Consider the following 15,076-nt stretch of genomic DNA (forward strand, 5'->3'; position numbering starts at 1 on the left):
TATCCCATTTCTCCGCCATGATTCAAGACCCCAAAGGCAAATCCTGGAGGCCGAATGCCGCCGCTGTCATTCTGAGTACGGATGGCAAGGTTCTCCTGGGCAAAGATGCAGGACGTAATACTTACTGGCATTTCCCCCAGGGAGGTGCCGTCAAAGGAGAAACCATCGAACATGCCCTGGCCCGGGAAGTATGGGAAGAAGTTGGTTTACGCCCGGGTGATTACATTATTGCCAAGACGCTCTCCGGACTGAGATACAAGTATCCGGAAAACAACAGTAAAAGCGGCAAATGGATCGGTCAGGAGCAAACCTACTTCCTGCTCATTTGCAAAAAGGACAATCCCAAGACATCCGTCAACAGGAGCCCCGAATTTTCAAAAATCAGATGGTTTGACCGGAAAGAATTGAAACTCAACCTCTTCCCAAAATTCAAACGCTCGGTTATCAAAAAGGTCCTCGATGAATTTTTCCCGTCTGTCAAATTGACGGCACCGTCCAAATCTCCGCTTTTTTCAGAAGCCCAACATATTTACCCTATTAATCAATCTCTTCCCGTTATGGACAGATATCTTGTGCCGGCCGGCATCAAACTCAATCTCAAAGACTATGCCCCCGATGACAAATCACTTTTTTCCGGGAGCAAGGAAGAAGCTCTGATTGAGTTTGACACCCTCAATAAGGAGTTTCAGGAATTACAAAGGAAGATGTATGCAGAAAACAAACACCGTATTCTCGTCGTCTTCCAGGCCATGGATGCCGGAGGCAAGGACGGTTGTATCAGAAACGTCTTTTCCGGTATCGATCCCCAAGGCCTCCGCGTCGTTCCTTTCAAGAAACCCACCGCAGACGAATTGGCCCATGACTATCTCTGGCGCATTCATCGGGAAGTCCCGGGAAATGGGCAGATAGCTGTTTTCAACCGCTCCCATTACGAAGATATTATCGCTGTCAAGGTGAAGAGGATCTTCCCGGACGAAGTCTGGAAAAGAAGATACCGCTCTGTCATTGACTTCGAACATATGCTGGCCAGCGAGGGTACGGAGATCATTAAAATATTCCTCAATATCTCCAAGGGCGAACAAAAAGCACGCCTGGAAGGTCGCCTGCGCAACCCTGACAAGGTCTGGAAATTCCAAATGGACGACCTTGATGACAGAAACAGATGGGACGAATTTCAGGGCGCTTATCGCGAGCTAATCGAGGCGACTTCTTTCCAGCACGCTCCTTGGTATATTATCCCCGCCGATCGCAAATGGTACAGAAACCTCATAGTAACAAGGATTCTTGTCGAAAAATTGCGCTCTCTCAACTGCGAATACCCTCAATTATCCTTCGATCCATCCACCATTCGAGTGAACGATTAATTCGATTTGATTTTCTGCCGAGCTCTTCATGCTAAAGTTTTCTCAAAAAATAGTTTGAACGTTTGTTCTTATATTGTATTCTAACGTGTGGAGGATCTGGGAGAGGAAAATCCGATCCCAAGGTAATCTTACACACATACACACGCAACCTAACATCGTACATGAAAGGCAATTCCAAAATAATAAAGAAAGGGGCAATGCTGCTGGCATCCGAAAGAAATGAATATATCTTGAGGCTACTGGCAGAACAAGGGGCAGCAAGAACCACCCAGCTTGCTAAATCGATGAACGTTACCGATGAAACGGTGCGAAACGATTTAATCAGACTTGAGCAAAGCGGTCTTCTCGTGCGAGTTCATGGTGGCGCTGTTTCGTTGAACAAAAAGACGAGCAATGAAAACCTGCTGAAGCATACGACCTATGATGTGGAACTTGCCAAGGCGGTTGTCAGACACATGCAACCTCATTCGACCATCTTTTTGGACGGAGGCACGCTGGGTAATCTCATCGCTTCCTACCTTCCGGCCGAAGATATGACTGTTGTATCCAATAGCACCACGGTGATCGAACGTCTCAAGTCCAATAACAATATCGAAGCATATTGTACCGGAGGATTGCTGGATCGCAAGTCCGGCCTTTTCATCGGCCACAGGGCTGCCGATTCGCTCGGACACATGGGACTGGACAACATCATCCTCATCGCCGATTCGTATTCGGCATCGCGCGGTCCCGGATTTTCCAGCCAGGGCAAGGCGGAATTCTTTGAAAAGATTCTTCCCTTCACGAAATCCCTGTGCGTCGTCTGTCCTTCTGCAAGCATGCAGGGACCGTCCTCCTACTACACCATCCCCCTGTCGAAAGTTAACCTTTTGATCACGGATGAGAATGTCGATGAAGAAGAACTTCACGACATCGAACAAACCGGGGTTGTCGTCGAACAAGCCTGATTCCCTGAACGAAACCGTTCTTCCTCGCAGGGCTGGGTGTTCAAGCATCCGGCCCTGCTTTTTTAGGCTCGTTTTGTTTCAAAAATGTATGACAAATTTGTAATATATCAAGTTGATATTCCAAATTTGTCATTCATTGTTTCAAGGATAATTATCAATAATATCACATAATTAATTCATTATCAGTACTCTCTATTAATTTTAAAAAGTTGGCATGGTATTTGCAAATAAAAAAGCGTCCGGACAAGAAACCGGAACACTAATTCAGGAACACAATCCCCACTATGAATATGGAATCAATCCCTGCACATCCCGCCTCCGGTTTATCCCGCATTGAAGAAATCTACGGGAAAGACGTCTTCGGCCTCAGCACAATGAAGCGTTACCTCTCCCGGGATGTGTACAAGAATCTGCTCAATACGATCAAGAAAGGAAGCAAGCTGGATTCCAGCATCGCCGACGAAGTTGCCGAAGCCATGAAGCAATGGGCTATCAGTAACGGAGCAACCCATTATACGCACTGGTTCCAGCCATTGAATGACGCGACGGCCGAAAAGCACGAGGCCTTTTTGGAAATGGACGGAGGAATGGCCTCTCTTGAGTTCTCGGGTAAGAGCCTGATCCAAGGAGAACCGGATGCATCGAGTTTTCCCTCCGGTGGCCTTCGCGCTACATTTGAAGCTCGCGGCTACACAGCCTGGGATCCCACCAGTCCCGCCTTTATTAAAAGGACCAACGGAAGTGCAACTCTGTGCATTCCGACCGCATTTTGTTCATACACGGGACAGGCTCTCGACAAGAAGACCCCCCTGCTCCGTTCCATGAAAGCCGTTACCGGGCAAGCCCAGCGCATTCTAGCCTGCTTTGGAGAAAAACCGGATATCGTGGTCAATTCCAGTCTCGGTGCGGAACAGGAATACTTCCTTGTGGATCTTAAACTCTACACTCAAAGACCGGACCTGATCATGTGCGGACGAACCATTTTCGGCAATGTTCCTCCCAAGCACCAGCAGATGGAAGACCACTACTTCGCCAGCATTAAGGAACGTATCCTGGAGTTCATGTCGGAAGTAGACGAATCCCTGTGGCGTCTCGGCATTCCGGCTAAAACACGCCACAATGAAGTCGCTCCGGCACAATTTGAAATCGCTCCTATCTTCGAGGGAATCAACTTGGCTGTGGATCATAACATGCAGCTCATGGAAGTTCTCAGCAAAACAGCGACCAAGCACGGTTTTGCATGCCTCTTCCATGAAAAGCCCTTCGACGGCATCAACGGATCCGGCAAACACAACAATTGGTCCCTGGGTGCCCCCGGATTCGGCAGTTTACTCAACCCTGGCAAAAGCCCGCATGAAAATGCCATCTTCCTGACTTTCCTGTGCGCCGTGATTGAAGCAGTGGACAAACATGCCGATCTTCTGAGAGCTTCCGTCGCTAAGGCAGGCAACGATCACCGCCTCGGTGCCAACGAAGCCCCCCCCGCTATTATCTCCATTTATTTGGGCGATCTGCTGGACGAGATCATCAATCAGATCGAACAAGGACAGACGGTGGCATCCCGCCAAAGCGGAGTCATGAAAATCGGAGTCGATTCCCTGCCCGAGTTCCCTCTGGATACATCGGATCGCAACCGCACAAGCCCGTTTGCCTTTACCGGCAACAAGTTTGAGTTCCGCGCCGTCGGTTCCTCTCAAACCTGTGCCTGGCCGATGACCGTATTGAACTTGATTGTTGCGGAAGCTCTTGATCGCATTGCTTCCATTCTGGAACCTGTTGCCGGCAAACCCGAATTCCGCAGTACACTGCAGGAAACACTCCGGGACATCGTGAAGAAGCACAAGAGAATCATCTTCAACGGAAACGGATACAGTGACGAATGGATCAAGGAAGCGGAACGCCGCGGCTTGCCCCACCTTCGTACAACCCCGGAAGCCCTGGCCATTTTGGAACTGCCGGAAACAGTGAAACTTTTCAGCGATTACGGAGTCATGTCTCCCTCCGAATTGCATGCCCGGTACGAAACCCAAATGGAAATCTACGGTAAGGAACTGGACATTGAGGCAAAAACAGCAGCGGAAATGGTGCGTACACTCTACATCCCGGCTGTTTCCAAGTACCTCTGCCAGTTACACAAGACTATCGCTTCCATGTCCGCGAACCATGTGTCCGCCGGAAGCGAATGCCTGGCCGGCATTGCCGCCAGCATCGGCAAACTCTGCGATGATCTGCCTGCCCAGCTGGCAGCGCTGGAACATTGCGACTCATTCGAAAGCCAAAAATCGGCAATGGCCACTCTGCGATTCACCATCGACAGCCTGGAAGCGCTAACCGACCATTCCGTCTGGCCCGTGCCGACATACGCCCAATTACTCTATATCCGATAACCATCAACATCACTGTCGGCCCGCCTGCTCGCCCCTTTCCCGGCTGCATGCGGGTCGACCGTACCCCACCAGCCACATGCAATTCAGTTCATACCTCCCCCAACCACAAGGACTTTACCATCCTCAACACGAGCACGACGCTTGCGGCGTCGGCATGGTCTGCGATATTAAAGGCCGAGCTTCGCATGACATCGTCCTCAAAGGCATGACCGTGCTGGAACGCCTCCTGCATCGCGGGGCCGCCGGCAGCGACCCGGACACCGGAGACGGTGCCGGCATCCTCATTCAGCTCCCTCATGCGTTCCTTGAGGCCAGTTGTCCCGACATATCTTTCCCAGAGCCGGGGTGCTACGGTGCCGCCTGTGTTTTTCTACCCACAGATGACTCTCTGGCAAGCAGATGCATGAAAATCGCAGAAGATTGTATTCTCAAGGACGGATTCCGTCTCCTGGGATGGAGAACCGTCCCCGTCAATCTGGATGCCATTGGTGTCCAAGCTCGTCTTTCAGCTCCATCGATCCGCCAATTTTTCATCGTCCCCGGTAACGAACAACTCCGGGGGGAAGATCTGGAACGATCTCTTTATATTCTCCGCCGCACAATAGAGCGAGCCATGGACGAGGCTCTGCCGGAACTGGGAGACAGGTTTTATATTGCCAGTCTTTCGGCCCGAACCCTCATCTACAAGGGGCTTTTGAAGGCTCCTCAGCTTCCCCGGTTTTACCAGGATTTAACGGATCCCAGGCTTGTTTCCGCAGTAGCCGTCGTCCACCAGAGATATTCGACTAATACATTCCCTTCCTGGCCCCTGGCACATCCCTTCCACATGCTTGCACACAACGGGGAGGTTAACACAATCAAAGGCAATATCAATCAGATGAATTCCCGGGAAAACTTTTTGTCCTCCCCCTTGTTCGGGGAAAACATTTCCCGCATTCTGCCTGTCATACGTTCTGGGCAAAGCGATTCCGCCTGTCTTGACAATGTTCTGGAATTGCTTGTCCGAGCCGGCCGCAGCCTGCCTCACGCCATGATGATGCTGATTCCCCAGGCATGGGGAAGCCGTCATTTCATGAGTGAAGATGTCAGAGGATTTTTCGATTTCCACGCCGGTATCATGGAACCATGGGACGGTCCGGCTGCCGTTTGCTTTACGGATGGACTGGGCGCCGGGGCCATGGTGGATCGCAACGGTCTGAGGCCGGTGCGCTACACGGTTACATGTGACGGATTGCTTGTTCTGGCATCCGAAGCCGGCGTTCTGGACCAGGAGCCGGCTCTGGTGATCAAACGCGGATGCCTGCATCCCGGACAAATGCTCTGGGTCGACTTTGCTGCCGGACGCATTGCATATGACAGCGAGATCAAAACCCATGTTTCTCGCCTCCAGCCCTATCGTCGCTGGTGCGAGGAAAACCGTATCCATGTCCACGGATTTTTCGATTCCGTTATGGCACCTACCGTCAACCGTGAACTTCTGCCCAGTCGCCACGCTCTATTCGGCTACACGAAGGAAGATTTGGAACTTATCCTCTCCCCCATGGCAAAAACGGGCGTCGATCCCATCGGTTCCATGGGTAACGATACGCCCCTGGCAGTCATGTCGGAACGCCCCCAACTGCTATTCAACTATTTTAAGCAATTGTTCGCGCAGGTTACCAATCCTCCGATTGACCCGATCAGGGAAGAACTTGTCATGTCGCTCACCACCTTCATCGGCAACCCACCCAACATCCTGGAGGAAACTCCCGCCATGGCGCGATTGATCAAACTGGATCGTCCCATCCTGACATCCGGAGATCTGGACCGCCTCCGAGAGTGCAAGGAACCGGATTTTCGTTCTCTCACCCTGGAGCTTTCATTCGATGCCTCGGCTCCCGACTCTTTGGAAACAGGTCTGGACGATCTTTGTGCACGGGCGGAAAAAGCAGTGCGCACAGGGTATTCCATTCTCATCCTCTCCGACCGCAATCTGCCGCCGGACAAAGCTCCCATACCATCGCTTCTGGCAGTATCCGCCGTCAACGCCCACCTCGTCAATCTGGGACTTCGTACGGGATCCGGCCTAATTGTCGATACCGGAGAAGCTCGTGAAACGATGCATTTTGCTCTGTTGCTCGGGTACGGTGCCACGGCTATTTGCCCCTATCTCGCCATAGAGACAATTACGAAATTGTGGCAAGACGGAGCACTGGGAGAATCCATTTCCGAAGCCCGGGCGCTTACCAATTACATCAAGGCCCTGGACAAGGGATTGCTTAAAATCATGAGCAAAATGGGAATTTCCACTTTGCGCAGCTACCGGAGGGCTCAGGTTTTTGAAGCTATCGGCCTGGATCGTTCGATGGTGGATCGCTACTTCGCCGGAACTGAATCCCGAGTCGGCGGAATAGGGTTAAAGGAAGTGGGACGAGAAACGCTCATGCGCTACGAAGCATCCCGCCAAGAACATATCGAACTGGAAAACGCCGGAATCTACAAGTACCGTAAGGGAGGAGAAAAACACCTCTGGACATCCGAACTCATCGGACTTTTCCAGCGTGCCGTCAGGAATGCCGACTACGGCAAATTCAAGGAATTTACCGCGAAAATGGACGATGCTTCGCAGAACCTTTGCACTTTGCGCGGATTGTTCCGGTTCAAGGAGACGACGCCAGTCCCACTTGAAGAAGTGGAATCTGCTCTCCAAATTGTCAAAAGATTCGTCAGCGGCGCCATGTCTCTGGGTGCTATCTCCCGGGAAGCACACGAGAGTATCGCCATTGCCATGAACCGCCTCGGCAGCATGTCCAACTCCGGCGAGGGCGGAGAAGATCCAGCCCGCTACATCCCCCTGGGAAACGGGGATTCCCTCTGCTCCGCCATCAAGCAGGTTGCTTCGGGCCGATTCGGCGTGACGGCAGAGTACCTGGCACACGCCAAGGAGATACAAATCAAAATTGCCCAGGGAGCCAAGCCGGGAGAAGGAGGTCAACTTCCCGGAGGAAAAGTGAATGAAGAAATTGCCCGCGTGCGTCATTCCACGCCCGGAGTAACCTTGATTTCTCCGCCGCCGCACCACGACATTTATTCCATCGAAGACCTGGCTCAATTGATCTACGACCTGAAGAATGCCAATCCGGAAGCCCGGATATCGGTCAAGCTGGTCTCCGAAGTCGGCGTAGGAACAGTTGCGGCAGGTGTCGCCAAGGGTGGGGCTGACATGGTGCTGGTTTCCGGTCATGACGGAGGCACGGGAGCTTCTCCCCTGACATCGATCATGCATGCAGGCCTCCCTTGGGAGCTGGGACTTGCAGAAACCCAGCAAACTCTTGTCCTGAACAATCTGAGGGGTTCCGTCCGCCTGCAGACGGACGGTCAGCTCAAGACGGGGCGCGACGTGATCATTGCCACTCTTCTGGGAGCGGAAGAGTACGGTTTTGCTACGTCGGTTTTGATCGCCATGGGGTGTGTCCTCATGCGCGTTTGCCAAAAGAATAGCTGCCCGGTCGGTGTGGCCACCCAGGATCCGGAACTCCGCAAAAAATTCCGTGGAAAGCCCGAATATATTGTCCACTTCCTCATGTTTGTTGCAGAAGAAGTCCGGGAATATCTGGCTCGGCTCGGATTCCGTTCCATCGATGAAGCTGTAGGAAGAACAGACCTGCTGGACATCAATCCGGCCATTGAGTATTGGAAGACGAGGAATCTCGATTTCTCGTCCATTCTGTCTCCCGTTGCCAATCAGTCAGGACATCCCGTTCGTTTCACAACGCCGCACGACCACGGAGTCGAACGTTTCTTCGACGGCAAATTCATGGAGTTTACCCGTCCGGCACTGGAGTCGGGCCGCCCGGTAGAAGCCGCTTTCCCGGTAGCCAACACGGATCGTTCCGTCGGGACCATGTTGTCCGGCAAAGTCGCCCTGGCTTACGGTCATGAAGGATTGCCGGATGATACTGTCCGTCTCCATTTCCGCGGTACGGCAGGACAATCGTTCGGAGCTTTTCTGGCTCACGGAGTTACCTTGACCCTGACAGGGGAAGCCAACGACTACCTGGGTAAAGGGCTTTCCGGAGGCAGAATCATCGTCCGCCCCTTTGAAGCGGCTACCTATTCTCTGGAAGATAACATCATTGCGGGGAATGTCCTGTTGTATGGAGCAATCAACGGTACGGTATTTATCAATGGTGCAGTCGGTGAACGTTTCGCCGTCCGCAATTCCGGGGCAACAGCAGTCGTCGAGGGTACAGGCAATCATTGCTGCGAGTACATGACGGGCGGTACAGTCGTTGTCCTCGGACCGACGGGGGTTAACTTCGGGGCAGGCATGAGTGGCGGTTTTGCCTATGTGCTGGACGAAGACGGTTCATTCGACCGCCGCTGCAACCTATCCACTATTGACCTGGAACCGGTCAAAGCACCGGAGGATGTGGCACGCCTGCATTCCCTGATTGAGGAACATGCGGAACTAACCGGTTCCCCTCTGGCCCGCCGTATCCTGGAATCATGGGATGACGTATTGCCAAAGTTCGTCAAGGTGTTTCCGATGGAATACCGGCGGGTTTTGAGTACAATGAATGCACAGGAAGTCCCTGCCCCTCAATCCGTCCACATTCGGCATTAATCTCCAGTCACTCATTCCACTATGACGCCCCATCCTACGCTTGCCGGAAACAGCACCGAACTGGAAATCCTGCTGGAAATTTCCAAACTCCTCGTCCGGCGCAATCATATGGATGAACTCTGGGATAAAATTCTGGAGGTACTCAGGGGAAGGCTGCCCATCACACGGGCAGCCCTTACCCTCCGCCATAGCCACGAACTTGTCATTGAAGCTTCGTTCGGATTGACGGATTTGGCCCGTTCGCTCGGCAAATACAGAATTGGGGAAGGTGTAACGGGGAGGGTCGCCCAGTCGGGAAAACCGGAGGTCATTCCCGACACGACAACCGACCATACCTTCCTCAATCGAACGCGCATCAGGAAGGAAGACCAACCGGAATCTTTCCTCTGCGTCCCCATCATCCATGACGAAGTCGTCATTGGTACATTCTCGATCGATTACCCTCAGCAAAGCCCGGAGGAACTGGATAAACTCCTGAACCTGATGATTGTCCTGGCGAACATTATGGCCGATGCCGTGGAGGCATTCCGTGCCGAAGTCGAAGAACGCGAGCACTTGCAAACGGAAAACGACCGTCTGCGTCAACAACTCGGGCGCCAGACCCGCCTGCCGGGACTCATCGGCAATTCATCTCCCATGCGGGAGATTCAGTTGCAGATCATCCAGGTAGCCCGTTCTTCTGCAACAGTCCTGATTCGTGGAGAATCCGGTACGGGCAAGGAACTGATCGCCCAATCCATTCACTACAATTCCGACAGGAAACAGGGACCGTTTATTGCCGTCAACTGTGCGGCTCTACCCGAAAACCTGGTAGAATCCGAATTGTTCGGCCATGAAAAAGGGGCTTTCACCGGAGCCCACAAAATGAGGAAAGGACGGTTCGAAGCCGCTTCGGGAGGAACGCTCTTTCTTGATGAAATCGGGGATATCTCACCCGGGGTACAGGTCAAACTCCTCCGCGTGCTTCAGGAACGAATTTTTGAACGAGTCGGCGCCCAGGAACCAATCCGTACAAATGTCCGCGTCATCGCTGCCACAAGCCGCAATCTGGAAGAAAAAATGCAGGAAGGCAGCTTCCGGGAAGACTTGTTCTACCGGTTAAACGTTTTCCCCATCATCGTACCTCCACTGCGATCGAGAAAATCGGATATCGTTTCCCTGGCCGACTACTTCCTTGGCAAGTACAATGCCTCGTACAACAAGAATATCCTCCGTATCTCTACGCCGGCAATCAATATGCTCATGTCTTACCACTGGCCGGGTAATGTCCGTGAGCTGGAGAACGTTATCGAACGGGCTGTTCTTGTTTCCGACAATGGAGTTATCAATTCCTTCGACCTCCCTCCATCCCTCCAAACCGCCATTGCCACCAATACATCCATAAGCACGATCCCGGGGACTTCGACCGGGATGGACGCCCAGATAGCTTCCTTTGAAACGGAAATCATCACAGACGCTTTGAAACGCAATCAGGGGAATGTGGCGGCATCGGCTCGCGACCTGCAAACCACAATCCGTAAGCTCCATTATAAAATCAACAAGCTCGGAATCACGCCTCCTTCCTACAAGTAGCCTCATGAAAATCGGCATCATCCAACCCTATGTAACGCCAGGAGATTTTCCCCGGAATGTCCGGGCTATCATCGAAGCCTACCGTGCATGCCTGGACGATGGGGCCGACTTGGTCGCCGCCCCTGCCATGAGTTTGAGTGGGCCTGAACCTGAAGGGCTGCTGCATCGATCCGCTTATGCGAGGGAACACGAAGACGCGCTTCGTTACATGGCTTTGGAAATGGGGAAAGTGCCTCTCATCATGGGATCAGTGGAAGGACTGGATGGTGCGGAACATCCATCCCGCCGGTTTTATGTACTGACGCAGGACTCCGTCTCGAAACTGGATGAATTCCCCGGAGTCATCGATGTCAATAATATCGGGGTATGTCTTGTCAATGGACGGGAATCTTTGGAAGAAATCTCTTCCCGGGTACATGCCGAACTTATCCTCTATTTTCCGGAAGCCCCATGGAGCATGGAACAGACTGTAAATATAGTCGAGGCAGCGCGCCGGACGGCCACGGGATTCCATCTCCCAGTCGGTGTTATCCGACATGCCGGAGGACGTGGCGAAACCGTCGATGCGGGATCCTCTTTCCTGATAGATGGTGACGGCAGGGTGTGCGGCGTTTTGGCCCCGTTTCTTCCCGATGAACGCGTTGTCAATACGATCAAACCAGGGAAACCTTCATTCCCAGGTGCCGGGACTGCTCTAAATTTAGCCATTAAGGCCGGTATTCGTGATTTCATTTCCAAAGGCGGCTATGCCGGAGCCGTACTCATGCACGCCGATACTCCGGAGTTCCGCTTGCTGGAATCCCTGGTTACCGAGGCCCAGGGAGAATCCCCCTGTATCTGGGAATCTGCCCCGGATTTGGAGAATCCTTTGAACCGTGCGGAAACTGCCAATCTTCTGCTGCTTTCCCCGTGCCATAAAAACGCTCTGTTTCATGGAGCCAGGCCCGAAGCTCATTATCTGCCTTTTGGTGATTTGTTTGGTAGTGATCTGAAAGGCGGACGTCCGGGACATTTCCGCAGAGGTTCCGAAGATGACATCCTGCATAGCCTGGTTGACCTCCACCGTTCCGGGACTGATCTGATCACGGAAGGGTACTCGGAGATCGATGTCCGCAGTTGTCAGAGAGCTGTGGAACGTTCCGCCTGGTCCCGGAGGCAATCTCCCCCCCTCCTTCATTTATACGGGATGCCGGTACCCTGTCCTCTTCTGCACCGGTTTTCCGATTAAAACGGTTTTTTCCTGATAGCTTTCCTCTTGGCCTTACGTATAATGTGAGCATGTATTTCTCCTCTCGTTTCGGTGTTTTCAAACACGTAATATCCCGTCCTGTACTGGGAAGCCTTTGCTCCGCTCTGATTTGCTTCCCTATTGTGTACGCCGCCCCTCAGGATGACGGCAAGGGTCCCGACGGCCCCGTCTATTCTCCAGGAACCCATTCCATGTACAAAGATGGTTGGATAGACTTCAATAAAAACGGGAAGAAGGATGTTTACGAAGATCCCCTTGCCAAGATTGACGATAGAATCGAAGACCTCCTCTCCCAGATGACTCTGGAAGAAAAAACCTGCCAGATGGTCACCCTCTACGGTTATCGGCGAGTTCTGCCGGATGCTCTCCCTAAACCGGAATGGAAAAACAAGATTTGGAAGGATGGCATGGGAGCCATTGACGAACACTTGAACGGGTTCATCCAGTGGGGACTCCCTCCGTCGGACAATCCCAATGTCTGGCCCGCATCCCGCCATGCATGGGCCCTCAACGAAGTCCAGAAGTTCTTTATAGAAGACACGCGCCTGGGCATCCCCACCGATTTTACCAACGAAGGTATTCGCGGCGTGGAAAGCTATATGGCCACCAATTTCCCCACCCAGCTCGGCATCGGCCATACATGGAACCGACGGCTCGTCCGTAAAATCGGTGAAATCACCGGACGGGAAGGACGCCTTCTCGGCTATACCAACGTATATGCCCCGATTCTCGATGTAGGACGCGACCAGCGCTGGGGACGCTACGAAGAAGTATATGGCGAAAGCCCGTACCTCGTCGGAGAACTCGGTGTGGAAATGGCCAAAGGGATGCAGAAAGACTATCAGGTTGCCGCCACGGCCAAGCATTACATTGCTTACAGCAATAACAAGGGGGCGAGAGAAGGCATGTCCCGCGTTGATCCACAAATGTCACCCCGCGAAGTCGAACTGATCCACGTATATCCCTGGCGGAAGGTTATTGGCAAAGCCGGTCTCCTTGGAGCTATGAGCTCCTATAACGACTACGACGGAGAACCGATCCAGAGCAGCAAGTACTGGCTCACGGACCGCCTCCGCAAGGATTTCGGATTTAAAGGTTACGTCGTTTCCGACAGCGATGCCGTCGAATATCTCTATCAGAAGCACAAAACCGCGTTGGACATGAAAGACGCTGTCCGGCAAAGCGTCGATGCCGGGTTGAACATTCGCTGTACTTTCCGGTCTCCGGATTCTTATGTCCTGCCCCTTCGCGAACTCGTGCGTGAAGGAGGATTGAGCATGGAAACCATTGATGAACGCGTCCGCGACATTCTCCGCGTCAAATTCCTCGTCGGCCTTTTCGACCATCCCTACCAAACCGATCTGGCCGCAGCCGACAAGGAAGTCAATTCCGAAGAAAACCAACAGGTTGCCTTGCAGGCTTCCCGGGAAGCCATCGTTCTGCTCAAGAACAAGGACAAAACTCTGCCTCTCGACGCAAACAAACTCAAGAAGGTGGCCGTTATCGGACCGAATGCCGATGAAAAGGCTTTTGCCCTGACTCACTACGGTCCTTTGGCCGTGGAAGTAACCACTGTGCTCGACGGGGTGAAAAAGAAGCTCGCAGGAAAAGCTGAAGTTGCCTACTCCAAGGGGTGCGATCTTGTGGACGCCCGTTGGCCCGAATCGGAAATCGTCCGCATGCCGCTAACAGCCGATGAACAGAGAAACATCGACCAGGCCGTCGAAACCGCCAAGGACAGCGACGTTATCATCGCCGTACTTGGTGGAGGTCCCCGCACATGCGGCGAGAACAAATCCCGCTCTTCCCTGGATCTTCCCGGCAGACAGGAAGATCTCCTGCGCGCTCTGCACGCTACCGGCAAGCCCGTCGTCCTCGTGCTGATCAATGGCCGACCCTTGAGCATTAACTGGGCCGACCAAAACGTGCCCGCTATCGTCGAAGCATGGTATCCCGGTTCTCAGGGAGGGACGGCGATCAGCGACGTCCTCTTCGGGGACTACAACCCGGGCGGTAAACTGACCGTCACTTTCCCGAAGACCACCGGGCAAATTCCGTTCAACTTCCCCTCCCGGCTGGCTTCACAAGTCAACGGAGGAGGCACTCCCGGTCAGAGGGGCAACCAGTCCCGTGTCAATGGTCCCCTTTATCCGTTCGGACACGGTCTGAGCTACACGAGTTTCAAGTACTCCGACTTGCAGATCGAACCTCGGGTCGTGACGCCCAATCAGAAAGTCAAAGTCAGCTTTACCCTCAAAAATACGGGAGACCGTGAAGGGGATGAAGTCGTCCAATTGTACACGCGCGACATCATTTCCTCCATCTCCGGTTATGAAAAGCTCTTGAATGGTTTCGACAGAATCCATCTGAAACCTGGCGAATCGAAGTGTGTCGAACTGGAATTGGATCCGCAGGATCTGGCCCTCATCAATGCTCACCGCGAACGTGTCGTTGAACCCGGAGACTTCGAAATCATGATCGGCGAATCCTCTGTCAAAACGAAGTTGAAAGGTACTCTGACGGTCATTGACGCCAATGACCGTCAGGCTCTCTCCCGCCAGCAAAACAAGCCGGAAGGCAAACTCCTCTCCAATATTCTTTCCGCTTCGACCGGACAGAATCTTGCTTCCCGAGCCGTTGACGGAGACAAGACCACATCCTGGCCGGCCAGTGCAGGCGATTATCTGACCCTGTCACTCAAGGAAGGTTCCCAGCCCCGTGAAATTCAGGTAACATGGGGAAAAGGCAGCAAGGCCGATTTCATCATCCAGGTTTCGTCAGGAGGAGGTCAGTTCCTTGATGTCGTGAGCGATACCATCCAATGTGATGCACCCGAAACGAAAACTTACAAATTGAAAGGTACGACGGCCAGCGACGCCCGCATTCTAATATCCCGGGGCAAGGCAGGCATTGCCAATGTGTCCGTTGCCGGATTTGAAGTGAAATAAATT

7 protein-coding genes are annotated in these 15,076 nt (G+C 52.9%); all 7 read left to right on the forward strand.

The features are described from left to right. The first annotated feature begins 17 nt into the window (after nucleotides 1-17). The 7 genes from QET93_RS08895 (at nucleotide 18) to QET93_RS08925 (ending at nucleotide 15,073) form a co-directional block, all read left to right on the forward strand. The gene (locus tag QET93_RS08895; protein WP_280126264.1) at nucleotides 18-1,364 is read left to right on the forward strand and encodes a PPK2 family polyphosphate kinase; all 1,347 of its coding nucleotides are present in this window, start codon (nucleotides 18-20) and stop codon (nucleotides 1,362-1,364) included. Nucleotides 1,365-1,525: 161 nt separating this feature from the next. Further along, nucleotides 1,526-2,311, forward strand: coding sequence for a DeoR/GlpR family DNA-binding transcription regulator (locus tag QET93_RS08900; protein ID WP_280126265.1), 786 nt, complete (start codon nucleotides 1,526-1,528; stop codon nucleotides 2,309-2,311). Nucleotides 2,312-2,601: 290 nt separating this feature from the next. Further along, nucleotides 2,602-4,698, forward strand: coding sequence for a glutamine synthetase III (locus tag QET93_RS08905; RefSeq protein ID WP_322189951.1), 2,097 nt, complete (start codon nucleotides 2,602-2,604; stop codon nucleotides 4,696-4,698). 76 nt (nucleotides 4,699-4,774) lie between these two features. Beyond that, complete coding sequence (gltB, locus tag QET93_RS08910) at nucleotides 4,775-9,304, forward strand: glutamate synthase large subunit (RefSeq protein ID WP_280132136.1); 4,530 nt, start codon at nucleotides 4,775-4,777, stop codon at nucleotides 9,302-9,304. 21 nt (nucleotides 9,305-9,325) lie between these two features. Further along, nucleotides 9,326-10,876 (forward strand): sigma 54-interacting transcriptional regulator, encoded by a 1,551-nt coding sequence (locus tag QET93_RS08915; RefSeq protein ID WP_280126268.1) that lies wholly within the window; start codon nucleotides 9,326-9,328, stop codon nucleotides 10,874-10,876. 4 nt (nucleotides 10,877-10,880) lie between these two features. Then, nucleotides 10,881-12,104: a hypothetical protein gene (locus QET93_RS08920; RefSeq protein ID WP_280132135.1), complete on the forward strand. Its 1,224-nt coding sequence runs from the start codon at nucleotides 10,881-10,883 to the stop codon at nucleotides 12,102-12,104. Nucleotides 12,105-12,154: 50 nt separating this feature from the next. Then, nucleotides 12,155-15,073 (forward strand): beta-glucosidase, encoded by a 2,919-nt coding sequence (locus QET93_RS08925; protein WP_280132134.1) that lies wholly within the window; start codon nucleotides 12,155-12,157, stop codon nucleotides 15,071-15,073. The last annotated feature ends 3 nt before the right edge of the window (nucleotides 15,074-15,076 follow it).

It is taken from the genome of Akkermansia sp. N21116 (assembly GCF_029854705.2).
Classification (GTDB): Bacteria; Verrucomicrobiota; Verrucomicrobiia; order Verrucomicrobiales; family Akkermansiaceae; genus Akkermansia.

Coding starts and splice junctions, on each gene's coding strand:
- QET93_RS08895 (WP_280126264.1), top strand. CDS start 18: ATGATTCAAGACCCCAAAGGCAAATCCTGGAGGCCGAATGCCGCCGCT.
- QET93_RS08900 (WP_280126265.1), top strand. CDS start 1,526: ATGAAAGGCAATTCCAAAATAATAAAGAAAGGGGCAATGCTGCTGGCA.
- QET93_RS08905 (WP_322189951.1), top strand. CDS start 2,602: ATGGAATCAATCCCTGCACATCCCGCCTCCGGTTTATCCCGCATTGAA.
- gltB (WP_280132136.1), top strand. CDS start 4,775: ATGCAATTCAGTTCATACCTCCCCCAACCACAAGGACTTTACCATCCT.
- QET93_RS08915 (WP_280126268.1), top strand. CDS start 9,326: ATGACGCCCCATCCTACGCTTGCCGGAAACAGCACCGAACTGGAAATC.
- QET93_RS08920 (WP_280132135.1), top strand. CDS start 10,881: ATGAAAATCGGCATCATCCAACCCTATGTAACGCCAGGAGATTTTCCC.
- QET93_RS08925 (WP_280132134.1), top strand. CDS start 12,155: ATGTATTTCTCCTCTCGTTTCGGTGTTTTCAAACACGTAATATCCCGT.